We start from the raw sequence: 16678 nt of genomic DNA on the forward strand, positions 1-16678 counted from the left end.
CGATATTCCACAGGCGAAGCAGTCATGCGGCCAGAGTGGCAGGAAACCGTGAAACGTCACCTCCAACGACGGGCGGCAAGTAGCCGGCGCAGTATCTTGGGCATGGCCTCGGTGATTGTGTTCCTTTTGGTCGTCGGGTGGGGCATGTTCTTCGCCGTCGTCTTACCGGGACAGTACGAAGTGGCCGACCGGGCGCCGTTCGGCCTGGGACTGGCATTCACGGCATTCATCCTGGGCGCGCGGCACGCGTTTGACGCCGACCACATTGCGGCGGTGGACAACACAACACGCAAGCTGGTGGGGGAGGGTCGCCGGCCGGTGTCCGCGGGGTTCTGGTTCGCCCTGGGACATTCGACCGTCGTGATCGTTGCTGTCACGCTGCTGGCCGCCGGGCTGAATAGGTTGGCGGACCAGATTTCCGACGGCGATTCATTGCTGGCTTCCCTCACCGGAGTGTGGGGTGTCATCGTCTCGGGACTGTTCCTGCTCCTGATCGGTTCACTGAATCTCTATTCGCTTATCGGGATCGCCCGCGTATTCCGCCAGTTGAGGAGCGGCGAATACAACGAAGCTGAAATCGAGGACCTGCTGCAAAAGCGCGGCGTCCTTAACCGGGTCTTGGCACCGCTGGCCCGACAGATCGACCGACCGTGGAAGATGTACCCCATCGGAGTGCTGTTCGGATTGGGGTTCGATACGGCAACGACGATTGGGTTGTTTGTCATCGGCGGCAGCGCCGCCCTGACCGCTCCCTGGTATGTGGTTCTTGTCCTACCGATCTTGTTCACCGCGGGCATGACGTTGTTCGACACACTCGACGGCGTCTTCATGCACCGGGCCTATCAGTGGGCCTACGCGCGCCCGGTCCGGAAGGTGTACTACAACCTCATGGTGACCGGCACATCCGTCATCGTGGCTTTCCTCGTCGGGGGAGTAGGCCTGTTGGGGCTGGTGGCCGAGAGAATGCAGGTAGATAGCGGTCCCGTTGCCTGGGTGGCTTCCGTGAACCTGGAGAACTTCGGCTTTTTGATCTGCGGGCTGTTTGCCGCAACCTGGCTGGCGGCGGTCGCGTACTGGAAACTGGGCAAAGTCGAGGCCCGCTATTCACTGCCCGACTAACTGTCCAAACCGGGTGCCACCGCGCAGCACCCGGGACAACGCGATCGCTTCACGCGGCGCTGGCGGCATCCGGGACACGATCTCGACGGCACCTACGGTTCGCTCCTCGACAGTTCCTGCTGGACTTGGACGGCTGGTCCGCTTCACGACTGAGCGCCTGAATGACAGGCTGGGGCCCATACGCGGCAACCTTCGATGCGTCAAGGCTTATGGTTGCGCATTGTCCCGCACACGCCTATCTTGGAGTTCACGAGGTGGCAGACCATGCATGAGCTCTCACTGACGGAAAGCCTTATCGACGCCGTCCTGGAAAGAACAGGTGATCGGCAGGTTACCCTCGTGAATCTTCGCATTGGGGCGCTCTCAGGTGTGTTGCCGGATGCCATGCGCTTTTGCTTCGAAGTCGCCTCCGCCGGGACGGCGCTGGCCGGGGCGCAGCTGAATATCGATGAGCCCCGCGGCCTGGGCCGGTGTCGCAATTGCAAGCGTGATTTCGTGTTGGAAGACGTGATTCTGCTGTGCCCCTGCGGCAGTGCCGACGTGGAAGTCCTCGGCGGCCGTGAACTGACGGTGACGTCGGTGGAGGTGGCATAGATGTGTACCACCTGTGGCTGTGGAGACGCCGAAAATACGAGGGTGTCGGGCCTCGAGATTGCGCCGGCCGGCCACGACCATCCACATGATCCCAGTCATCCCCATGACCATGCCCATGACCATGCCCATGCCCACGGGCATGCCCATGAACACGACCACGGGCATGCTCCCAACGGCGCGCAAACCCTTGTGCTTGAGCAGGACCTGCTCGCCAAAAACGACCTGCTCGCAGCCCGGAACCGCGGCTGGCTGGAGGGCCGGAGCATCCGCGCCCTCAACGTGATGAGCTCGCCCGGCGCCGGCAAGACCACGCTGCTGGTCAGGACTCTGCAGGAACTGGGCGACCGGCTGCGGGCCGGCGTTATCGAAGGCGACCAGGAAACGTCGCTGGATGCCGACCGCATCCGTGCACTGGGACGGCCTGTCATCCAGATCAACACGGGGGCCGGTTGCCACCTCGATGCCGACATGCTCCGCCGAGGACTCGATGCCCTAAACCCGGCCACGGATTCGACGGTGTTCATCGAAAACGTCGGCAACCTCGTGTGTCCGGCGCTCTTCGACCTAGGCGAAGCAGCCAAGGTGGTGATCATTTCGGTGACGGAAGGTGATGACAAACCCCAGAAGTACCCGCACATGTTCATGGCGGCCGACTTGGTGATCGTCAATAAGTCGGACTTGTTGCCTTACGTGGATTTCGATACCGGTGCGTGCCTGGAGCGCATCCGCCAGCTCAATCCGCGGACAGAATTCATGGTCGTTTCGGCCACCACCGGCGAGGGGCTGCCCCGCTGGTATGAGTGGCTCGAAGGCGACTCACCCGAGCCGGAAACCCTGACCGGGTCACTGACTACCGACGCTCACTGAGTCCTTCAAGGGCTCTGAAGGAGGCACTGATGCCTACCGAAACTTCCTTGCAGGCCGAAGAAGCTCTCATCCACGTGCTGTGGATCAACGCGGGGCTCAGTTGCGACGGAGATTCGGTCGCGCTGACGGCGGCCACCCAGCCCAGCGTCGAGGAGATCGCGCTCGGGGCGCTGCCCGGGTTGCCGAGGATCGCCATGCACTGGCCGCTGATCGACTTCGAGTGCGGGCCCCAGGAAGGGGCCGACGACTTCCTCGAGTGGTTCCGGAAGGCGGACCGCGGCGAACTGGAGCCGTTCGTCCTGGTGGTCGAGGGCTCCATCCCGAACGAGCAGCTCCACGATCCGGGCGGCTACTGGTGCGGCTTCGGCAATGACTTGGAGACCGGACAGCCGATCACCACCAGCGAATGGCTGGACCGGCTGGCACCGAAAGCCACCGCGATCATTGCGGCCGGCACCTGCGCCACGTACGGCGGCATCCATGCGATGGCCGGCAACCCGACCGGTGCCATGGGAGTACCCGACTATCTGGGGTACGACTGGAATTCCAAAGCAGGCATCCCGATCGTTTGCGTCCCGGGTTGTCCCATCCAGCCGGACAACCTTTCGGAAACCATCACGTATCTGCTCTACCAAGCCACGGGGCAGGCACCCCCGATTCCGCTGGACGAGTCGCTGCGCCCCACCTGGCTGTTCGGCAAGACCGTCCATGAAGGCTGCGACCGCGCCGGTTACTACGAGCAGGCCGATTTCGCCACCGAGTACGGGTCGCCGAAGTGCATCGTCAAGCTCGGCTGCTGGGGCCCAGTGGTCAAGTGCAATGTCCCGAAGCGGGGCTGGATGAACGGTCTCGGCGGCTGCCCCAACGTCGGCGGTATCTGCATCGGCTGCACGATGCCGGGATTCCCGGACAAGTTCATGCCGTTCATGGACGAACCTCCCGGCGGCAAGCTGTCAACCAATGCCGTCCGCCCGTACGGTTCGGCGATCAAGGCCTTGCGCGGCATTACGGCCAACACACTGGACAAGGAACCCAAGTGGCGCAGGCCCGGACGTGAACTTCTGACCGGTGCCCGGCGCACCTGGTAACCGAACGGCTACTTCCAGACAAGGCGAAGCACAATGACCTCCACAATTCCAACGCCTTCCCCAAGCAGCACCGGCGGCAACAACCTTGTGGAGATGGCATGGGACCCCATCACCCGGATCGTCGGCAGCCTCGGCATCTACACCAAGATTGATTTCGAGAACAACCAGGTTGTCGAGTGCCGCAGCACGTCCTCGATCTTCCGCGGCTACTCGTTGTTCATGAAAGGCAAGGATCCCCGCGACGCCCACTTCATCACCAGCCGGATCTGCGGCATCTGCGGCGACAACCATGCCACCTGCTCCTGCTATGCCCAGAACATGGCCTACGGGGTCAAACCTCCGAATCTGGGCGAGTGGATCGTGAACCTCGGCGAAGCTGCCGAGTACATGTTCGACCACAACATCTTCCAGGAGAACCTCGTCGGCGTGGACTACTGCGAAAAGATGGTCTCCGAAACCAACCCCGGCGTGCTGGCGAAGGCGGAGAACACCCGCGCCCCGCACGAAGCCGACCATGGCTACCGGACGATCGCGGACATCATGCGCTCCTTGAACCCGTTCACCGGCGAGTTCTACCGGGAGGCCCTGCAGGTCAGCCGGCTCACGCGTGAAATGTTCTGCCTGATGGAGGGACGCCACGTCCACCCGTCGACGCTGTACCCAGGTGGCGTCGGCACGGTGGCGACCATCCAACTCATGACCGACTACATCACCCGGCTGATGCGCTACGTCGAGTTCATGAAGAAGGTTGTGCCGATGCATGACGACCTCTTCGACTTCTTCTACGAGGCCCTGCCGGGCTACGAGCAGGTGGGCCTGCGGCGCACCCTGCTCGGCTGCTGGGGTGCCTTCCAGGACCCGGAGGTCTGCAATTTCGAGTACAAGGACATGACCGACTGGGGCCGGAAGATGTTCGTGACTCCCGGCGTCGTGGTGGACGGAAATCTGGTAACCACCGATCTCGTGCGGATCAACCTCGGAATACGGATCATGCTCGGTTCCTCGTACTACGAGGACTGGGAGGGCCAGGAGATGTTCGTGACGCGGGATCCGCTGGGAAACCCGGTGGACCGCCGGCACCCATGGAACCAGCACACCAACCCGAAGCCGCAGAAGCGCGACCTGTCGGAGAAGTACAGCTGGGTCATGTCCCCGCGCTGGTTCGACGGCACGGACAACCTCGCCCTGGACACCGGCGGCGGCCCGCTGGCCCGGCTCTGGTCGACGGCGCTCGCAGGGCTGGTCGACATCGGCTACATCAAGGCCACCGGCCACAGCGTGCAGATCAACCTGCCCAAGACCGCGCTGAAGGGGCCGGTATCCTTCGAGTGGCACACCCCGCAGTGGAGCAACACGCTGGAGCGCAACCGGGCCCGGACATACTTCCAGGCCTACGCCGCCGCAGCCGCACTGCATTTCGCCGAGCAGGCGCTCGAAGAGATCCGCGCCGGCAGGACCAAGACCTGGGAAACCTTCGAAGTCCCGGACGAGGCCTTCAGTTGCGGCTTCACCGAGGCCGTGCGCGGCGTGCTGTCGCACCACATGGTGATCCGCGACGGCAAGATCGCCAACTACCACCCGTACCCGCCGACCCCGTGGAACGCGAGCCCCACGGATTCCCAGGGCATTTCCGGGCCGTACGAGGACGCGGTCCAGGGGCAGCCCATCTTCGAGGAGAACGACCGCGAGCATTTCAAGGGGATCGACATCATGCGCACGGTGCGTAGCTTCGACCCGTGCCTGCCCTGCGGTGTCCACATGTACCTGGGCAAGGGACAGACCCTGGACAAACTGCACTCGCCAACCCAGACGATGACCGGCGAGTGACCCGCCATGCCAGCCGGGGAGACACGCCAGATCGGTGACCGCATCGGGACTCTGCTGGACGCGCTCGGGGCCGGCGGCGCCGTCGCCCGCGGGCGCGCGGAGGATCTGGTCCGCGAGGTGGCTGACCTGTACGGGGCGGGGCTGGAACGGCTGCTGGAAATCCTCAGGGAGCGCGGCGTGCTTGATCCCGCCACCATGCAGGCGCTGACCGCGGATGAGCTGGTGTCCGCTGTGCTGCTCATCCACGGGCTGCACCCGCAGGATCTGCAGACCCGGGTTGCCGCCGCATTGGACAGCGTCCGGCCCTACCTCGGCTCACACGGCGGCGACGTGGAACTGCTGGAAATCAACGACGACGGCGTGGTGCGGCTGCGCCTGCTGGGCACCTGCCAGGGCTGCCCGTCGTCGTCCGTTACCCTCAAGTACGCGGTGGAGGACGCGATTGAAGCCGCCGCCCCGGAAGTGGCCGCGATCGAGGTGGTCGAGGCCGAAAGGGCCGCCGCCTCGCCGGCCGTGATCCCCGTGGACGCACTGCTGGTCCGGCTGAACCGGGAACCCGATGGTTCCGGCGACCAGCCGGCGGGCTCCTGGGAACCGTTGCCCCAACTGGCCGAGCTTGAACCCGGGGAGGTGGCGGGCTTCCAGATCGGCGGCTATTCCCTGCTGGCCTGCCGGACCGGGCAGGACGTGTACGCCTACCGCGACTACTGCCCGCGCTGCACCCGCTCGCTGGAAGGCGCTACGCTGCAGCGGGCACTCGCGGCACCGGTCGGCGGCGGCCTGCTGCGCTGCCCGTCCTGCCGCAGCCACTTCGACGTGCGGCAGGCCGGCGCCTGTCTGGAGGACAAGGCCATGCATCTGGATCCGCTGCCGCTGCTGAGCCGCGGCGGCGTGATGTGCGTGGCCGTCCCGGTGTCCGCCGGTCACGGGGGCTGAGATGGATATTGCGCTGCTGCGCAAGATCGCGGCCACCAAACGGACCGAGCCCGGTGCGCGCTGCGAAATGTGCGGCGAGCCCATCGCGGAGCAACACCAGCATGTGGTCGATGTGGAAAGCCGCGGCATGCTGTGCACCTGCCGCCCGTGCTACCTGCTCTTCACTGACGCCTCCGCCTGGCTCCGCTACCGCGCCGTCCCCGACCGCTACCTTTCCTTCCCCGACTTCGAGCTCGGCCCCGGCCAGTGGGAGGAGCTCGAAATCCCGGTGGGTCTGGCCTTCTTCTTCCACAGTTCCAAGTTGGAGCGCACGGTCGCGTTCTATCCGGGCCCCGCGGGAGCCACCGAATCAGAACTTTCGCTGGAGGCATGGGGAGCGGTGTTAGCGCGCAATCCGCACCTGTCCGTCGCGGCCGCTGATACGGAGGCGCTGCTGATCCGCGGTCCGGGACCCGAGCGGGCACAGGCGGAGTGCTATCTGGTTCCGGTGGACGCCTGCTACGAACTGGTGGGCCAGCTGCGCCGTGTGTGGCGCGGGTTCGACGGCGGCCAGCAGTCCCGAGAGCAGCTCAGGATGTTCTTCGAGCAGGTCCAGAGCCGGTGCCGGCCGGTGCGCGAGGAGGACCGGGGCGGCGCCGGGCCGGGGGAGTTGCCGTGACCGACTTGTCCTTCACGGTCCTCGATATCCAGCCCGAGCCCTACTCGGCGGCACCCCAGCTGACGGCCCGGCTGCGGGTCACCGAGTCCAGCGGCGCCGTCGTCCATGCGATCGCGCTGCGCTGCCAGGTCCGCATTCTGCCGCAGCGGCGCGGCTACGGCCCGGGCGAGGAACCGGGGCTGCTGGATCTCTTCGGCGAGCGCGGCCGCTGGCCCTCGACGCTTAAGTCTTTCCTGTGGCTGCAGTGCAGCGCCCTCGTGCAGGGCTTTACCGACAGCACCGAGGTTGAGCTGCCGCTTCCTTGCACCTTCGATTTCGAGGTCGCGGCGTCCAAATACCTGAACGCCCTGCAGGAGGGCATGATCCCGCTGGAATTGCTGTTCTCCGGCACCGTCTTCACCAAGGGCCAAACCGGGTTCACGGTGGAACAGGTTCCGTGGGACCTCGAGGCCTCCCACCAGCTGCCGGTGGAGGCCTGGCGCCGGCTCATGGACCTGCACTTCCCCAACACCGGCTGGCTCCGGCTGGACCGCGAGGTGCTCGCATCGTTGGCCCATTTCAAGGCAGTCCGGGGCCTTACCTCGTGGGAGGCAACCATTCAGGCACTGCTGGCCGGCGCCACCGCAGACGTTATGGGTGAGCCGCCGCGATGAACATGGGACTGAGCCTGGCCCGCGCCGTCGCCGATGCAGTCCTCTACGAGGGGTACCTGCTCTACCCGTACCGCGCATCGTCCCGGAAGAACCAGGCACGCTGGCAGTTCGGTATCCTCGGCCCGCCCGGCGCCGCGGCGGCGGGGGTCGGTGAGGAACCGTACCTGTCCGCGGACTGCCTGCTCACGGCCGGCCGGAACGCAGCGCTGGAGGTGCACTTGCGCTTCCTCCAGCTGCAGACCCGTACCGTGGAGGAAAAGTGCGACGACGGCGCGTTCAGGGCCGTCGGACAGCTCATCCTGGGTGCCACCCAGTGGCTGACCTGGGATGAAGCCGTGGAGCAGGAAATTGCCTTGGGCCCGTTCACGTTGGCGGATCTGGCCGGCCCGCAGGGAGGCGGGCTGGCGCTGCCGGTCGACGTGCCGGCCGGCCGGGACACAGAGCTGCTCACCGACAGCGTGGGGCAGATCGCCGGGCGGCTGGAGCGGCGCCGTCGTCGGCTCCGTGGAGAGGTCAGGCTGACCGCTACGCCACACGGCGACGGAATCGTTCGGCTGCGCGTCACCGCGGAAAACCTCGGTCCTGCTACGGACATGCCCGGAGGCGCAGACAAACAGGATGCGATCGCCTCCTCCTTCATCGGAACCCACGCCCTGCTGACCCTGCAGGACGGGGATTTCCTCTCCCTGCTCGACCCGCCGGAAGCGGCAGCAGCCGCGGCGCAATCCTGCACGCAGCACCGCTGCTGGCCGGTCCTCGCCGGACCCGAAGGCCAGACCGACGTGCTGCTCATCTCGCCCATCATCCTCTACGACCACCCCGCCATCGCGCCGGAAAGCTCGGTGGAACTGTATGACTCGACGGAGATCGACGAGATTCTCACCCTGCGGGTGCTGACCTTGACGGACGAGGAAAAGGCAGAGGCCCGCGCCACCGATCCGCGGGCGGCAGCGGTGATCGATCGCTGCGCCGCGATGTCGCCCGAGGAACTGCAGCAGCTGCACGGCGTCCTGCGCGATCCCCACGCCCCGGCCTTCCCGACGCTCACCGAAGAACCGGCGGCCGGATCCGCGCACAACAGCGGACCCGGGAGCCTCCCGTGGTGGGATCCCGCGGCGGACGCCAGCGTCCATCCCGACGAGGACGCCGTGCTGATCGGAAGCGTTCCGGTCGCCCGCGGCAGCCGGGTGCGGGTGAAACCGGGCCGGCGGGCAGATGCGCAGGATCTCTTCTTCGCCGGCCAGTCGGCGAGGGTCACCAGCGTCCATTTTGACGTCGACGGCAGCACTCATGTCGGCCTGGTCTTCGAAGAGGACCCCGCAGCCGACCTGCACGAGGGCTACGGCCGTTCCTTCTACTACGCGCCGGACGAACTGGAGCCTCTTGATCCGGCCCCGTCCGGCGGACTGACCGAAACCCAGCACGGAAGGGACAACCAATCATGAGAGCTGTAGGCATGGTGGCCACGGGCCTGCTATCCGCCGTCGCGCTCGGCCTCGTCTACGTCGGGCTGCGGTCGCTCCCGGACATCCGGCGCTACCTGAAGGTGAGCCGGATGTGAAGACCCGGTTCCAACCGCGCCCAGCCGTCGGCGGCACCGCCGCGGACCTCACCGGACGGACCCTGGTGGCCGGCGTCGGCAACATGTTCCTGCGCGACGACGGCTTCGGTCCGGAGGTCGCCCGGCGCCTGAGCGCAGCCGCGGCCGGTCAGCGGCCCGGAGTGCAAGTGGTCGACTATGGAATCCGGGGGATGCATCTGGCCTACGACCTGCTGGCCGGGGTGGACGCGCTGGTCCTGGTGGATACCGTCCCTCCCGATGCGCACGATGCACAACCGGGAAGCATCCGGGTCCTTCGCGTCGGTGCCGAAGACCTCGCGGAAGCAGGGCCGCTGGATCCTCATGGCATGGATCCCGCCGCGGTGTTGAACCGGCTGCGTTCACTTGGCGGCACACTGCCGCCAACTTACGTCGTCGGCTGCGTGCCGGCCGATACGACGGAAGGCATCGGGCTCTCGCCGGCGGTCGCTGCCGCTGTGCCGAAGGCGATGGCCGTCGTCGTCACGCTCCTCGAAGACAACGTTCCCCATCCCAGCTAAGGAGGTACCGCCATGTGCCTAGGAATACCGGGGCGGGTCATCGGGCTCATTGAAGGTTACGGAGGCCAGCTCGCCCTCGTGGATGTTGCCGGCGCGGAGCGGAAAATCAACATTGGGCTGCTGGACGACGGCCCACCCGAAGTCGGCAGCTGGATCCTGATCCACATGGGCTTCGCCTTGGAACGGGTGGATGCAGAGGGCGCGGAGGAGGCGATGAACGGCCTCGAATTGATGGGGCAAGAGCGGGATCCCGGCGGCAGATTGCCCTAGACCGCGATTGCTGGAATTCGAACAGCACTGTTCATTCCAGCACCGACTATTTGAGGAGGAGACCATGTCAGAGGACCACCCGTCCGAGACCGGTGAACAGCGGGAACACGAGACCGACCGGCAGGGCAACGACAACAAGGGCGCAGCCCGCGCCTGGGGTAGCGAACCTCCGGCGAAAGAACCGGAGCAACCCGGCCAGGAGGAGACTCCCGACGACGCCAGGATGGCTCCGGAAGGAGTCGGCACGAGCATGACCCGCGGCGGCGAAGAAGTGGCCGGGCAGGACGGCAAAGAGCCGGGCCGGGAAGACACCGGGACCCAGGGTGCATCCGGACGCCCGACGGGCACGTCAACGCCCCGCGATTCCAGCGGGGTCGACACCGATGAGGCCTCGGGGGAGGCCGCGCCACAGGCGCCGTAGTCCTTGGTTGCCCGCCCGGGGCAACGTTCCCGAGGCTAAGGCTCCCGGGAGCTAATGTTCGAGCGCGATCGCCGCGCCCCGATGCTCGACGCCCTTGTTGGCGATGTCCAGGTGCCGGGCGGTGAAGTGCTGCAGTTGCCGCAGACCTCGCGGGGTCAGGACATCACACACCCAGTCCCAATGGAGGGAGACGACATCGCCGACGTTGAGCGTCTCCACGAAACCCGTCCCCGCCACGGCGTATTTCGCGGTCTCGACCACCGGTTCGCCGACGGAGAGAAACGTACCGTTCCAGACCAGCTGAGGCGAGCTGACCACGGCCTCGTCGCCCGCAAGGCCGCGGACCTGTCCCCAGCGGATCCGGCAGCGGTCCAGCACGGTGAGCGCGGTGGCGTACCGCCGCTCGTCACGCAGCAGGCCCAGCCACGGGTAAATCTCGAGGACATGGAAGCTGTGGTGGGGAACGCCGCCGGCGAGGACCCCTTCCACCAAGTGCGGGAACTGTTGGCCGGTCCGAGCGCGGAAGCGGTCCTCCATGGAATTGCCCATGTTCCGAATCCCCACGGAATCCAACAGGTCATTGCCCACCCAATAGGCCTCGACAACGCGGCGGTCCAATGGATCCGGGATGCCGTTCGCTCCGGCGATCAGCTCCAGGTACGGGTAGGCGCCGGCGAAACCTTTCGCGAGTTCCCGGAGCCCCTGATCGGTCACACCCGTCTGTCCGTAGTGGAGAAGCGCGTCGCTGTCCGGTGGACCGCAGCTGCCCCGGGAATTGGGCGGGTAAGCGTAACGGACAAACAACTGGGCGCCGTCGATGACCATGATGTGCCACCTTCCGCTGATGCGTGTTTTGACGGTAGCACCGGGGTTGACACACCGGCAAGGAACATGGACGGGCCCCGTCGAGTCGTTGACAGGCCTGATCCCGAGGGCGATGCTGTTTACACTGAAGCGCCGCGGCCTCAGCATCCCTGATGCCCGCAACGGCGCAAGGCGACAGCATCCGGGGAGCGTACCCATGAACGCTGAAATCAACCGCCGGTCAATCCTGCAGGTCATCGGACTGGGCGGCGGCGTCGCCTTTCTAGCCGGCTGCGGTGCCGGCCGCACGGCACCGGCACAGACCGAAGGCAGTACGTCTGCAGGCATCAGCTTCCGTGACCAACAGGGCCGGACCATCTCTTTCGACCGGCCGGTCACCCGTGTGGTGACCATCCCCATGCCGGCCGCCTCACTGCTGGTGGCGGTGGACGGCGGCGCAGACCATCTGGCCGCCATGCACAACGCATCCTGGGTCGCCATGCGCGACGGCATCCTCGGCACGATGTTCCCCCAGGCCCTTCAGCTTCCACATGAGATCGCCACACAGGATTTCACGCCCAACGTCGAGAGCGTACGGGCGCTGGACCCCGACGTCGTCATCCAATGGAGCGATGCCCAGCTGGTGGCCCCCTTGGAAAACGCAGGGTTGAAAGTGGTCGGTTTGGTCAACAACGGCACGCAGGAGGACGTGGACGCGTGGATCGCCATGTTTTCCGCCATGCTCGGGAAGCCCGAACGGGCCACAGAGATCAAGGAGCACAGCGACCGGGAACTCGCCGAGGTCAAGGAACTCGCGGCCGGGCGCAGCGGCCCCGGCCCCAGCATCCTGTACTTCAACCGGTTTGAGGGCGGACTCAAAGCCGCGGCCGCCAAGACCTACAACGACTTCTACATCAAGCTGGTAGGCGGCAGCAATCCCGCCACCGGCGAGGACGCCCTGCCTGGTACCGGGATGGTGGGACTGGACGTGGAACAGGTCCTGAGCTGGGACCCGGAGGTCATCCTGCTGGGTAATTTCGACGGCGCCATGCCGCAGGACGTCTACAACGATCCGGTCTGGAAGAACGTCGCAGCGGTCCAGTCCCGGCGGGTCTACAAGGTACCGCTCGGCGGCTATCGCTGGGATCCACCAGGCCAGGAATCGCCGCTCATGTGGCACTGGCTGAGCGGCATCGCCTTCCCGCAGGAGCAGTCCGGCTTGCGCGGCAAAGTAGCCGACTACTACCGGATGCTCTACAACTACCGGCCCACCAACGCGGACCTCGATCGGATCCTCTGGACCGAGCAGAACCGCCAATCCGCCGACTATCAGCAGTTCAATGCTGGATGAGGCGGCCCATCCACGGTCGAAAAAACGGCGAAAGGCGGCTCGCCGTTCCCCGCTCCGCCGGGACCGGCGTGAGCGCCCCGGCGGCCCGTCCATCTTCACCCCGATCGCCGTCTCCGCCGGCCTGCTGACGGTCGTCTGCCTGGTGGCGCTGGCGGTGGGCCGCTACAACGTCCCGCTCTGGCATGTGGCGCAGATTCTGGCCGCCCAATTTTTCCCCGCCGGCCCCGACGTCAGCGCCACGGAAGAAAGCGTGGTTGTCTTGGTGCGGCTGCCGCGGGTCCTGCTCGCGCTGTTGGTGGGGGCCGGGCTGTCCATCGGCGGCGCTGCCCTCCAGGCTATCTTCCGTAACCCGCTGGTCAGTCCCGAGATCATCGGGGTGTCGTCCGGCGCATCCTTTGGCGGCGCTCTGGCCCTGCTTCTCGGTTTGGGGTCACTGCTGCTTGTCAGCGGCGCGTTCGTCTTTGGTCTATTGGCCCTCGTCATGCTCTTCCTGATCACCTCCGGGCGCGGCGGGACGCCGCTGCTGATGATCGTGCTTGGCGGGGTAGTCATCGGCTCCTTCTTCTCCGCGCTCGTCGCCTTCATCACCTACATCGCGGATCCGAACACCACACTGCCCGCGATTGTCTTCTGGCTGCTCGGCAGCGTTGCATCCGCGACCTTCGCGAAGGTCCTGGTGGCGGCGATCCCTGTCCTGCTCGGCACCACCGTGCTGTTGGTGCTGCGCTGGCGGATCAACGTGCTCTCCCTGGGCGACGACGACGCTGCCGCGCTGGGGCTGCGACCCGCGACCCTGCGCTGGGTGGTGCTGGTGGCCGTCGCGCTGATGGTGGCAGGCGCCGTCGCCGTCAGTGGGGCGGTCAGTTGGGTGGGTCTGGTGATCCCGCATGTGGCCAGGATGTGGGTGGGGCCCGACCACCGGGTGCTGCTGCCGGTGTCGTTCCTGCTCGGCGGAACCTACCTCATCGTGATCGACACCATCGCCCGGACGCTGACGGCCGGGGAGATTCCGCTCGGAGTGCTCACCGCCCTGATCGGCGCGCCGGTGTTCTTCCTCCTCCTGCGCCAAAACCGGGACAGGATCTGGGACAGTGCTTGAGCTCGACGGCGTAGGGTTCGGCTACAGCCCGCGGGAATGGACATTCCGCGGCGTCAGCTTCCAAGTCAACGCCGGCACCGCGACGGCGGTGCTGGGGCCTAACGGCAGCGGAAAGACGACACTGGTGCGCTGCGCTGCCGGCTTGCTGTCTCCGGTGGAGGGCGCCGTCCGCCGGGACGGAGACGCCGGCTACGTGCCGCAGGCGCATGGGAGCGCTTTCGCCTACCCCGCACTGGAAATGGTGCTGATGGGGCGGGCCCGGCAGGTCCGCTTTTTCCGCTCACCCGGACCGGCGGACCGAGCGGCGGCGCTGGAAGCGATGGACCGGATCGGCATCGCTGAACTGCAGGACCGGCTGTTTCCCACCCTGAGCGGCGGCGAGCAGCAACTGGTCCTGCTCGCCCGCGCCATCGCCACCGGCTGCCCCGTCCTGATCCTCGACGAGCCCGCCACCGGGCTGGACCTGAAGAATCAGGCCCGCATCCTGACGCTGCTGCGCGAACTGTGCTCCGACGGCATGACCGTACTGCTGAGCACGCACCACCCCGACCACGCGCTGTATCTGGCGGATCGGGTCGTCCTGATGGGCGGATCCGGGCCGACAACCGGGACGGCGGAAGAGTTGCTCACCGACAGGGAACTCTCCGCGCTGTACGGCGTTCCGGTCAGCACGCTCCTGTACTCCGACGGAGACACGCAACAGCGCACCATCGTTGTCCACTACGGAGGGCTTTGACCCCTACCCGTACCGATCGGCCAAATGGGCCGAACTGCCGGGCAGCCACAGCCAAAGGGCAGTTCCGGGCAACCGGCTCACTGCACGGCCCGGTGGCGCGGGCTGTCCGGGTTCATCAGCGAGTGCTTGCGGCTGTAGAACATGTAGATAATCAGGCCGATGATCAGCCAGACCACAAAGCGCAGCCAGGTTTCCCAGTGCAGTTGGAACATCAGGAACAAGGAGGCGAAGACGCCGAAGGCAGGAACCACCGGCATCAGCGGCAGCCGGAAGGTCCGCGGCACGTCCGGCCGGGTGCGCCGCAGCACGATCACGGCGATGCTGACCACCACGAAGGCGGCCAGGATGCCGATGTTGGTCAGGTCCGCCACGGCCCGGATGGGGAACACTCCTGCCAGCAGCGCTGCCGCGATGCCGGCGATCCAGGTCACCCGCTGCGGCGTGCCGTGCCGGTCCGTCGCCGCGAACCAGGACGGCAGCAGCCCGTCGCGGCTCATCGAGAACCACACCCGGGTCACGCCCAGCAGGAAGGTGAGCATTACGGTCAGGATCGAGATCACGGCGAAGGCGGAAATGATCGTGGCCACGGCCGGCAGCCCGACCGACTCGAAGGCCGACGCAAACCCCGCGGTGGGACTGATATCCGAATAGTTCTGCATGCCGGTCAGCACCAGGGTGGCCAGCACATAGAGGGTCATCGCGATGCCCAGCGACAGCAGGATCGCCTTGGGCATGTACTTCTTGCCGTCGACGGATTCCTCCGCCGCCGTGCTCATCGCGTCATAGCCGAAGACGGCGAAGAAGACGGTGGCTGCCCCGGCCAGCACCGGGCCGAATCCGGAGGGCATGAACGGGGTGTAGTTGTCCGGGTTCACATAGAAGAAGCCCAGCCCGATGATGAAGAGGATCAGCGCGATCTTCAGCCCCACCGCTATCAGTTCGAACCGGCCGAAGGTGCGGGTCCCGCGGCTGAGGATCCAGGCAATCAATAGGCAGACCACAATGGCCGGCAGGTTGATCACGCCGCCCTCGACCGTGTCGCCGGTGCCCTGCATCCAGGCCGGCACGGTGACGCCGATGCCCTCCATAAAGGCGCTGAAATAGCCAGAGATGCCGATGGCGACGACGGCGACGATGGCCGTATATTCCAGCAACAGATCCCAGCCGATAAACCATCCGATGAGCTCCCCGAGGGCAACATAGCCATAGGTGTAGGCGGAGCCGGCAAACGGGATCATGCCCGCAAATTCTGCATATGAGAGTGCGGCCGCCGCGCTGGCTAAGCCGGCGATGAGGAAAGAAATGAGCACCGCCGGGCCGACCGGCGGCGCGTCGGGGCCGCCGTTGGCCACCAGCCCGGCCAGTGTGAAGATGCCGATGCCGATGATTCCGCCGACGCCGATCGCGGTCAGCTGCCACAGGCCCAGGCTTTTGGAAAGATGGCTTTCCCCGCTCTCCTCCACCATCTCTGTGATCGGCTTGCGCCTGAGGATTGATTGGGAACCGCTCCAGATGGACATGCCGGACTCCGATGTTCGAGCCTGCATCTGCCGCCGGAACCCTGTGCAAGGGGCGGCTCCGCCGTGCGGATGCCCTGTACGTGTTCGAGTATGGACCGCCCACTGCCCGCAGGGAATAGTTTGCCGGTCCTCAGGTGGAAATTTTCGGCGCCCCGCCGGAGGTCCCGAACCGTGCTTGGATCCGGAACACGGCGGCGGTAGCGTCAAACTGTGGGCAAGCCGAAGACCGTAGACGAATACCTGGCCGCGTTCCCCGAAGACGCCCGTGAGGTTCTGCTCGAGCTGCGGGCGCTGAGCCGCACGCAGGTATCCGAAGCCTCAGAGGCCCTGAAATGGGGTTCTCCGGCGTACTCTCTCGACGGCACCATCATGTTTGTTTTTGCCGGTTACCGGCAGCACGCGAACTTCGTTTTCACGCCGAGCACCCGAGCGGCGTTCGCGGACGAACTGACCGATTTTCGAACAGGGAAGGGGTCGGTTCAGCTTCCCTACAAGCAACCCGTTCCCGCGGAACTGCTCGGGCGAATGATTGCCTACCGCATCCGGGAATTCCGGGACGACGGTGTCCTATGGATGTAGGCACGCAGTGCTTACGGCGGCGTCCCGAGGTTCCCCGGAACGTCTCATCCTGCACC

18 protein-coding genes are annotated in these 16678 nt (G+C 65.9%); 16 read left to right on the plus strand and 2 right to left on the minus strand.

Annotated elements, in window-relative coordinates; translation table 11 throughout:
• Window positions 1–102 precede the first annotated feature (102 nt).
• From AB0N75_RS08560 to AB0N75_RS08615, 12 genes are all read left to right on the plus strand, one after another.
• A complete protein-coding gene (locus AB0N75_RS08560; protein ID WP_364647984.1) occupies window positions 103–1119 on the plus strand; it encodes a HoxN/HupN/NixA family nickel/cobalt transporter in 1017 nt (338 codons plus the stop codon).
• Between the two features lie 264 nt (window positions 1120–1383).
• On the plus strand, window positions 1384–1713 hold the full coding sequence (locus AB0N75_RS08565; protein WP_364647987.1) for a hydrogenase maturation nickel metallochaperone HypA: 330 nt from the start codon (window positions 1384–1386) through the stop codon (window positions 1711–1713).
• Between the two features lie 42 nt (window positions 1714–1755).
• Window positions 1756–2580: a hydrogenase nickel incorporation protein HypB gene (gene hypB / locus AB0N75_RS08570; protein WP_364647990.1), complete on the plus strand. Its 825-nt coding sequence runs from the start codon at window positions 1756–1758 to the stop codon at window positions 2578–2580.
• A 29-nt stretch (window positions 2581–2609) separates the two neighbouring features.
• The gene (locus AB0N75_RS08575) at window positions 2610–3668 is read left to right on the plus strand and encodes a hydrogenase expression protein HypE (RefSeq protein WP_364647993.1); all 1059 of its coding nucleotides are present in this window, start codon (window positions 2610–2612) and stop codon (window positions 3666–3668) included.
• Between the two features lie 93 nt (window positions 3669–3761).
• Complete coding sequence (locus tag AB0N75_RS08580) at window positions 3762–5495, plus strand: nickel-dependent hydrogenase large subunit (RefSeq protein ID WP_364647996.1); 1734 nt, start codon at window positions 3762–3764, stop codon at window positions 5493–5495.
• 6 nt (window positions 5496–5501) lie between these two features.
• Entirely contained in the window at window positions 5502–6431 is a 930-nt protein-coding gene (locus AB0N75_RS08585) for a NifU family protein (protein WP_364647999.1), read from the plus strand.
• A gap of 1 nt (window position 6432) precedes the next feature.
• Window positions 6433–7089 (plus strand): DUF5947 family protein, encoded by a 657-nt coding sequence (locus tag AB0N75_RS08590; RefSeq protein WP_364648001.1) that lies wholly within the window; start codon window positions 6433–6435, stop codon window positions 7087–7089.
• Window positions 7086–7742 carry a DUF6084 family protein gene (locus AB0N75_RS08595; RefSeq protein WP_364648004.1) on the plus strand — a complete coding sequence of 219 codons (657 nt, stop codon included), beginning with the start codon at window positions 7086–7088 and terminating at the stop codon, window positions 7740–7742. The genes AB0N75_RS08590 and AB0N75_RS08595 overlap by 4 nt, the downstream gene beginning before the upstream one ends.
• Window positions 7739–9187, plus strand: a complete 1449-nt coding sequence (locus AB0N75_RS08600; RefSeq protein WP_364648007.1) for a hypothetical protein — start codon at window positions 7739–7741, stop codon at window positions 9185–9187. Before AB0N75_RS08595 ends, AB0N75_RS08600 begins: the two co-directional genes overlap by 4 nt.
• A gap of 112 nt (window positions 9188–9299) precedes the next feature.
• Complete coding sequence (locus AB0N75_RS08605; RefSeq protein ID WP_364648010.1) at window positions 9300–9842, plus strand: hydrogenase maturation protease; 543 nt, start codon at window positions 9300–9302, stop codon at window positions 9840–9842.
• 12 nt (window positions 9843–9854) lie between these two features.
• The gene (locus AB0N75_RS08610; RefSeq protein ID WP_364648013.1) at window positions 9855–10112 is read left to right on the plus strand and encodes a HypC/HybG/HupF family hydrogenase formation chaperone; all 258 of its coding nucleotides are present in this window, start codon (window positions 9855–9857) and stop codon (window positions 10110–10112) included.
• A gap of 64 nt (window positions 10113–10176) precedes the next feature.
• Window positions 10177–10533, plus strand: coding sequence for a hypothetical protein (locus AB0N75_RS08615; protein WP_364648015.1), 357 nt, complete (start codon window positions 10177–10179; stop codon window positions 10531–10533).
• A 51-nt stretch (window positions 10534–10584) separates the two neighbouring features.
• Here AB0N75_RS08615 and AB0N75_RS08620 read toward each other — a convergent pair whose 3' ends face one another.
• A complete protein-coding gene (locus AB0N75_RS08620; protein WP_364648018.1) occupies window positions 10585–11358 on the minus strand; it encodes a DUF6390 family protein in 774 nt (257 codons plus the stop codon).
• 196 nt (window positions 11359–11554) lie between these two features.
• Between AB0N75_RS08620 and AB0N75_RS08625 the strand changes: the two genes are divergently transcribed.
• Genes AB0N75_RS08625 through AB0N75_RS08635 form a run of 3 tightly spaced genes read left to right on the plus strand, consistent with a single transcriptional unit; the run spans window position 11555 to window position 14523 of the window.
• Entirely contained in the window at window positions 11555–12688 is a 1134-nt protein-coding gene (locus AB0N75_RS08625; protein ID WP_364648021.1) for an ABC transporter substrate-binding protein, read from the plus strand.
• Window positions 12678–13787 carry an iron ABC transporter permease gene (locus AB0N75_RS08630; RefSeq protein WP_364648024.1) on the plus strand — a complete coding sequence of 370 codons (1110 nt, stop codon included), beginning with the start codon at window positions 12678–12680 and terminating at the stop codon, window positions 13785–13787. Before AB0N75_RS08625 ends, AB0N75_RS08630 begins: the two co-directional genes overlap by 11 nt.
• On the plus strand, window positions 13780–14523 hold the full coding sequence (locus AB0N75_RS08635) for an ABC transporter ATP-binding protein (RefSeq protein WP_364648027.1): 744 nt from the start codon (window positions 13780–13782) through the stop codon (window positions 14521–14523). Before AB0N75_RS08630 ends, AB0N75_RS08635 begins: the two co-directional genes overlap by 8 nt.
• 77 nt (window positions 14524–14600) lie before the next feature.
• Here AB0N75_RS08635 and AB0N75_RS08640 read toward each other — a convergent pair whose 3' ends face one another.
• The gene (locus AB0N75_RS08640; RefSeq protein WP_364648030.1) at window positions 14601–16043 is read right to left on the minus strand and encodes an amino acid permease; all 1443 of its coding nucleotides are present in this window, start codon (window positions 16041–16043) and stop codon (window positions 14601–14603) included.
• A 210-nt stretch (window positions 16044–16253) separates the two neighbouring features.
• Between AB0N75_RS08640 and AB0N75_RS08645 the strand changes: the two genes are divergently transcribed.
• Window positions 16254–16622, plus strand: coding sequence for a DUF1801 domain-containing protein (locus AB0N75_RS08645; protein WP_364648033.1), 369 nt, complete (start codon window positions 16254–16256; stop codon window positions 16620–16622).
• The last annotated feature ends 56 nt before the right edge of the window (window positions 16623–16678 follow it).

It is taken from the genome of Arthrobacter sp. NPDC089319 (genome assembly GCF_040684925.1).
Lineage (GTDB): Bacteria > Actinomycetota > Actinomycetes > Actinomycetales > Micrococcaceae > Crystallibacter.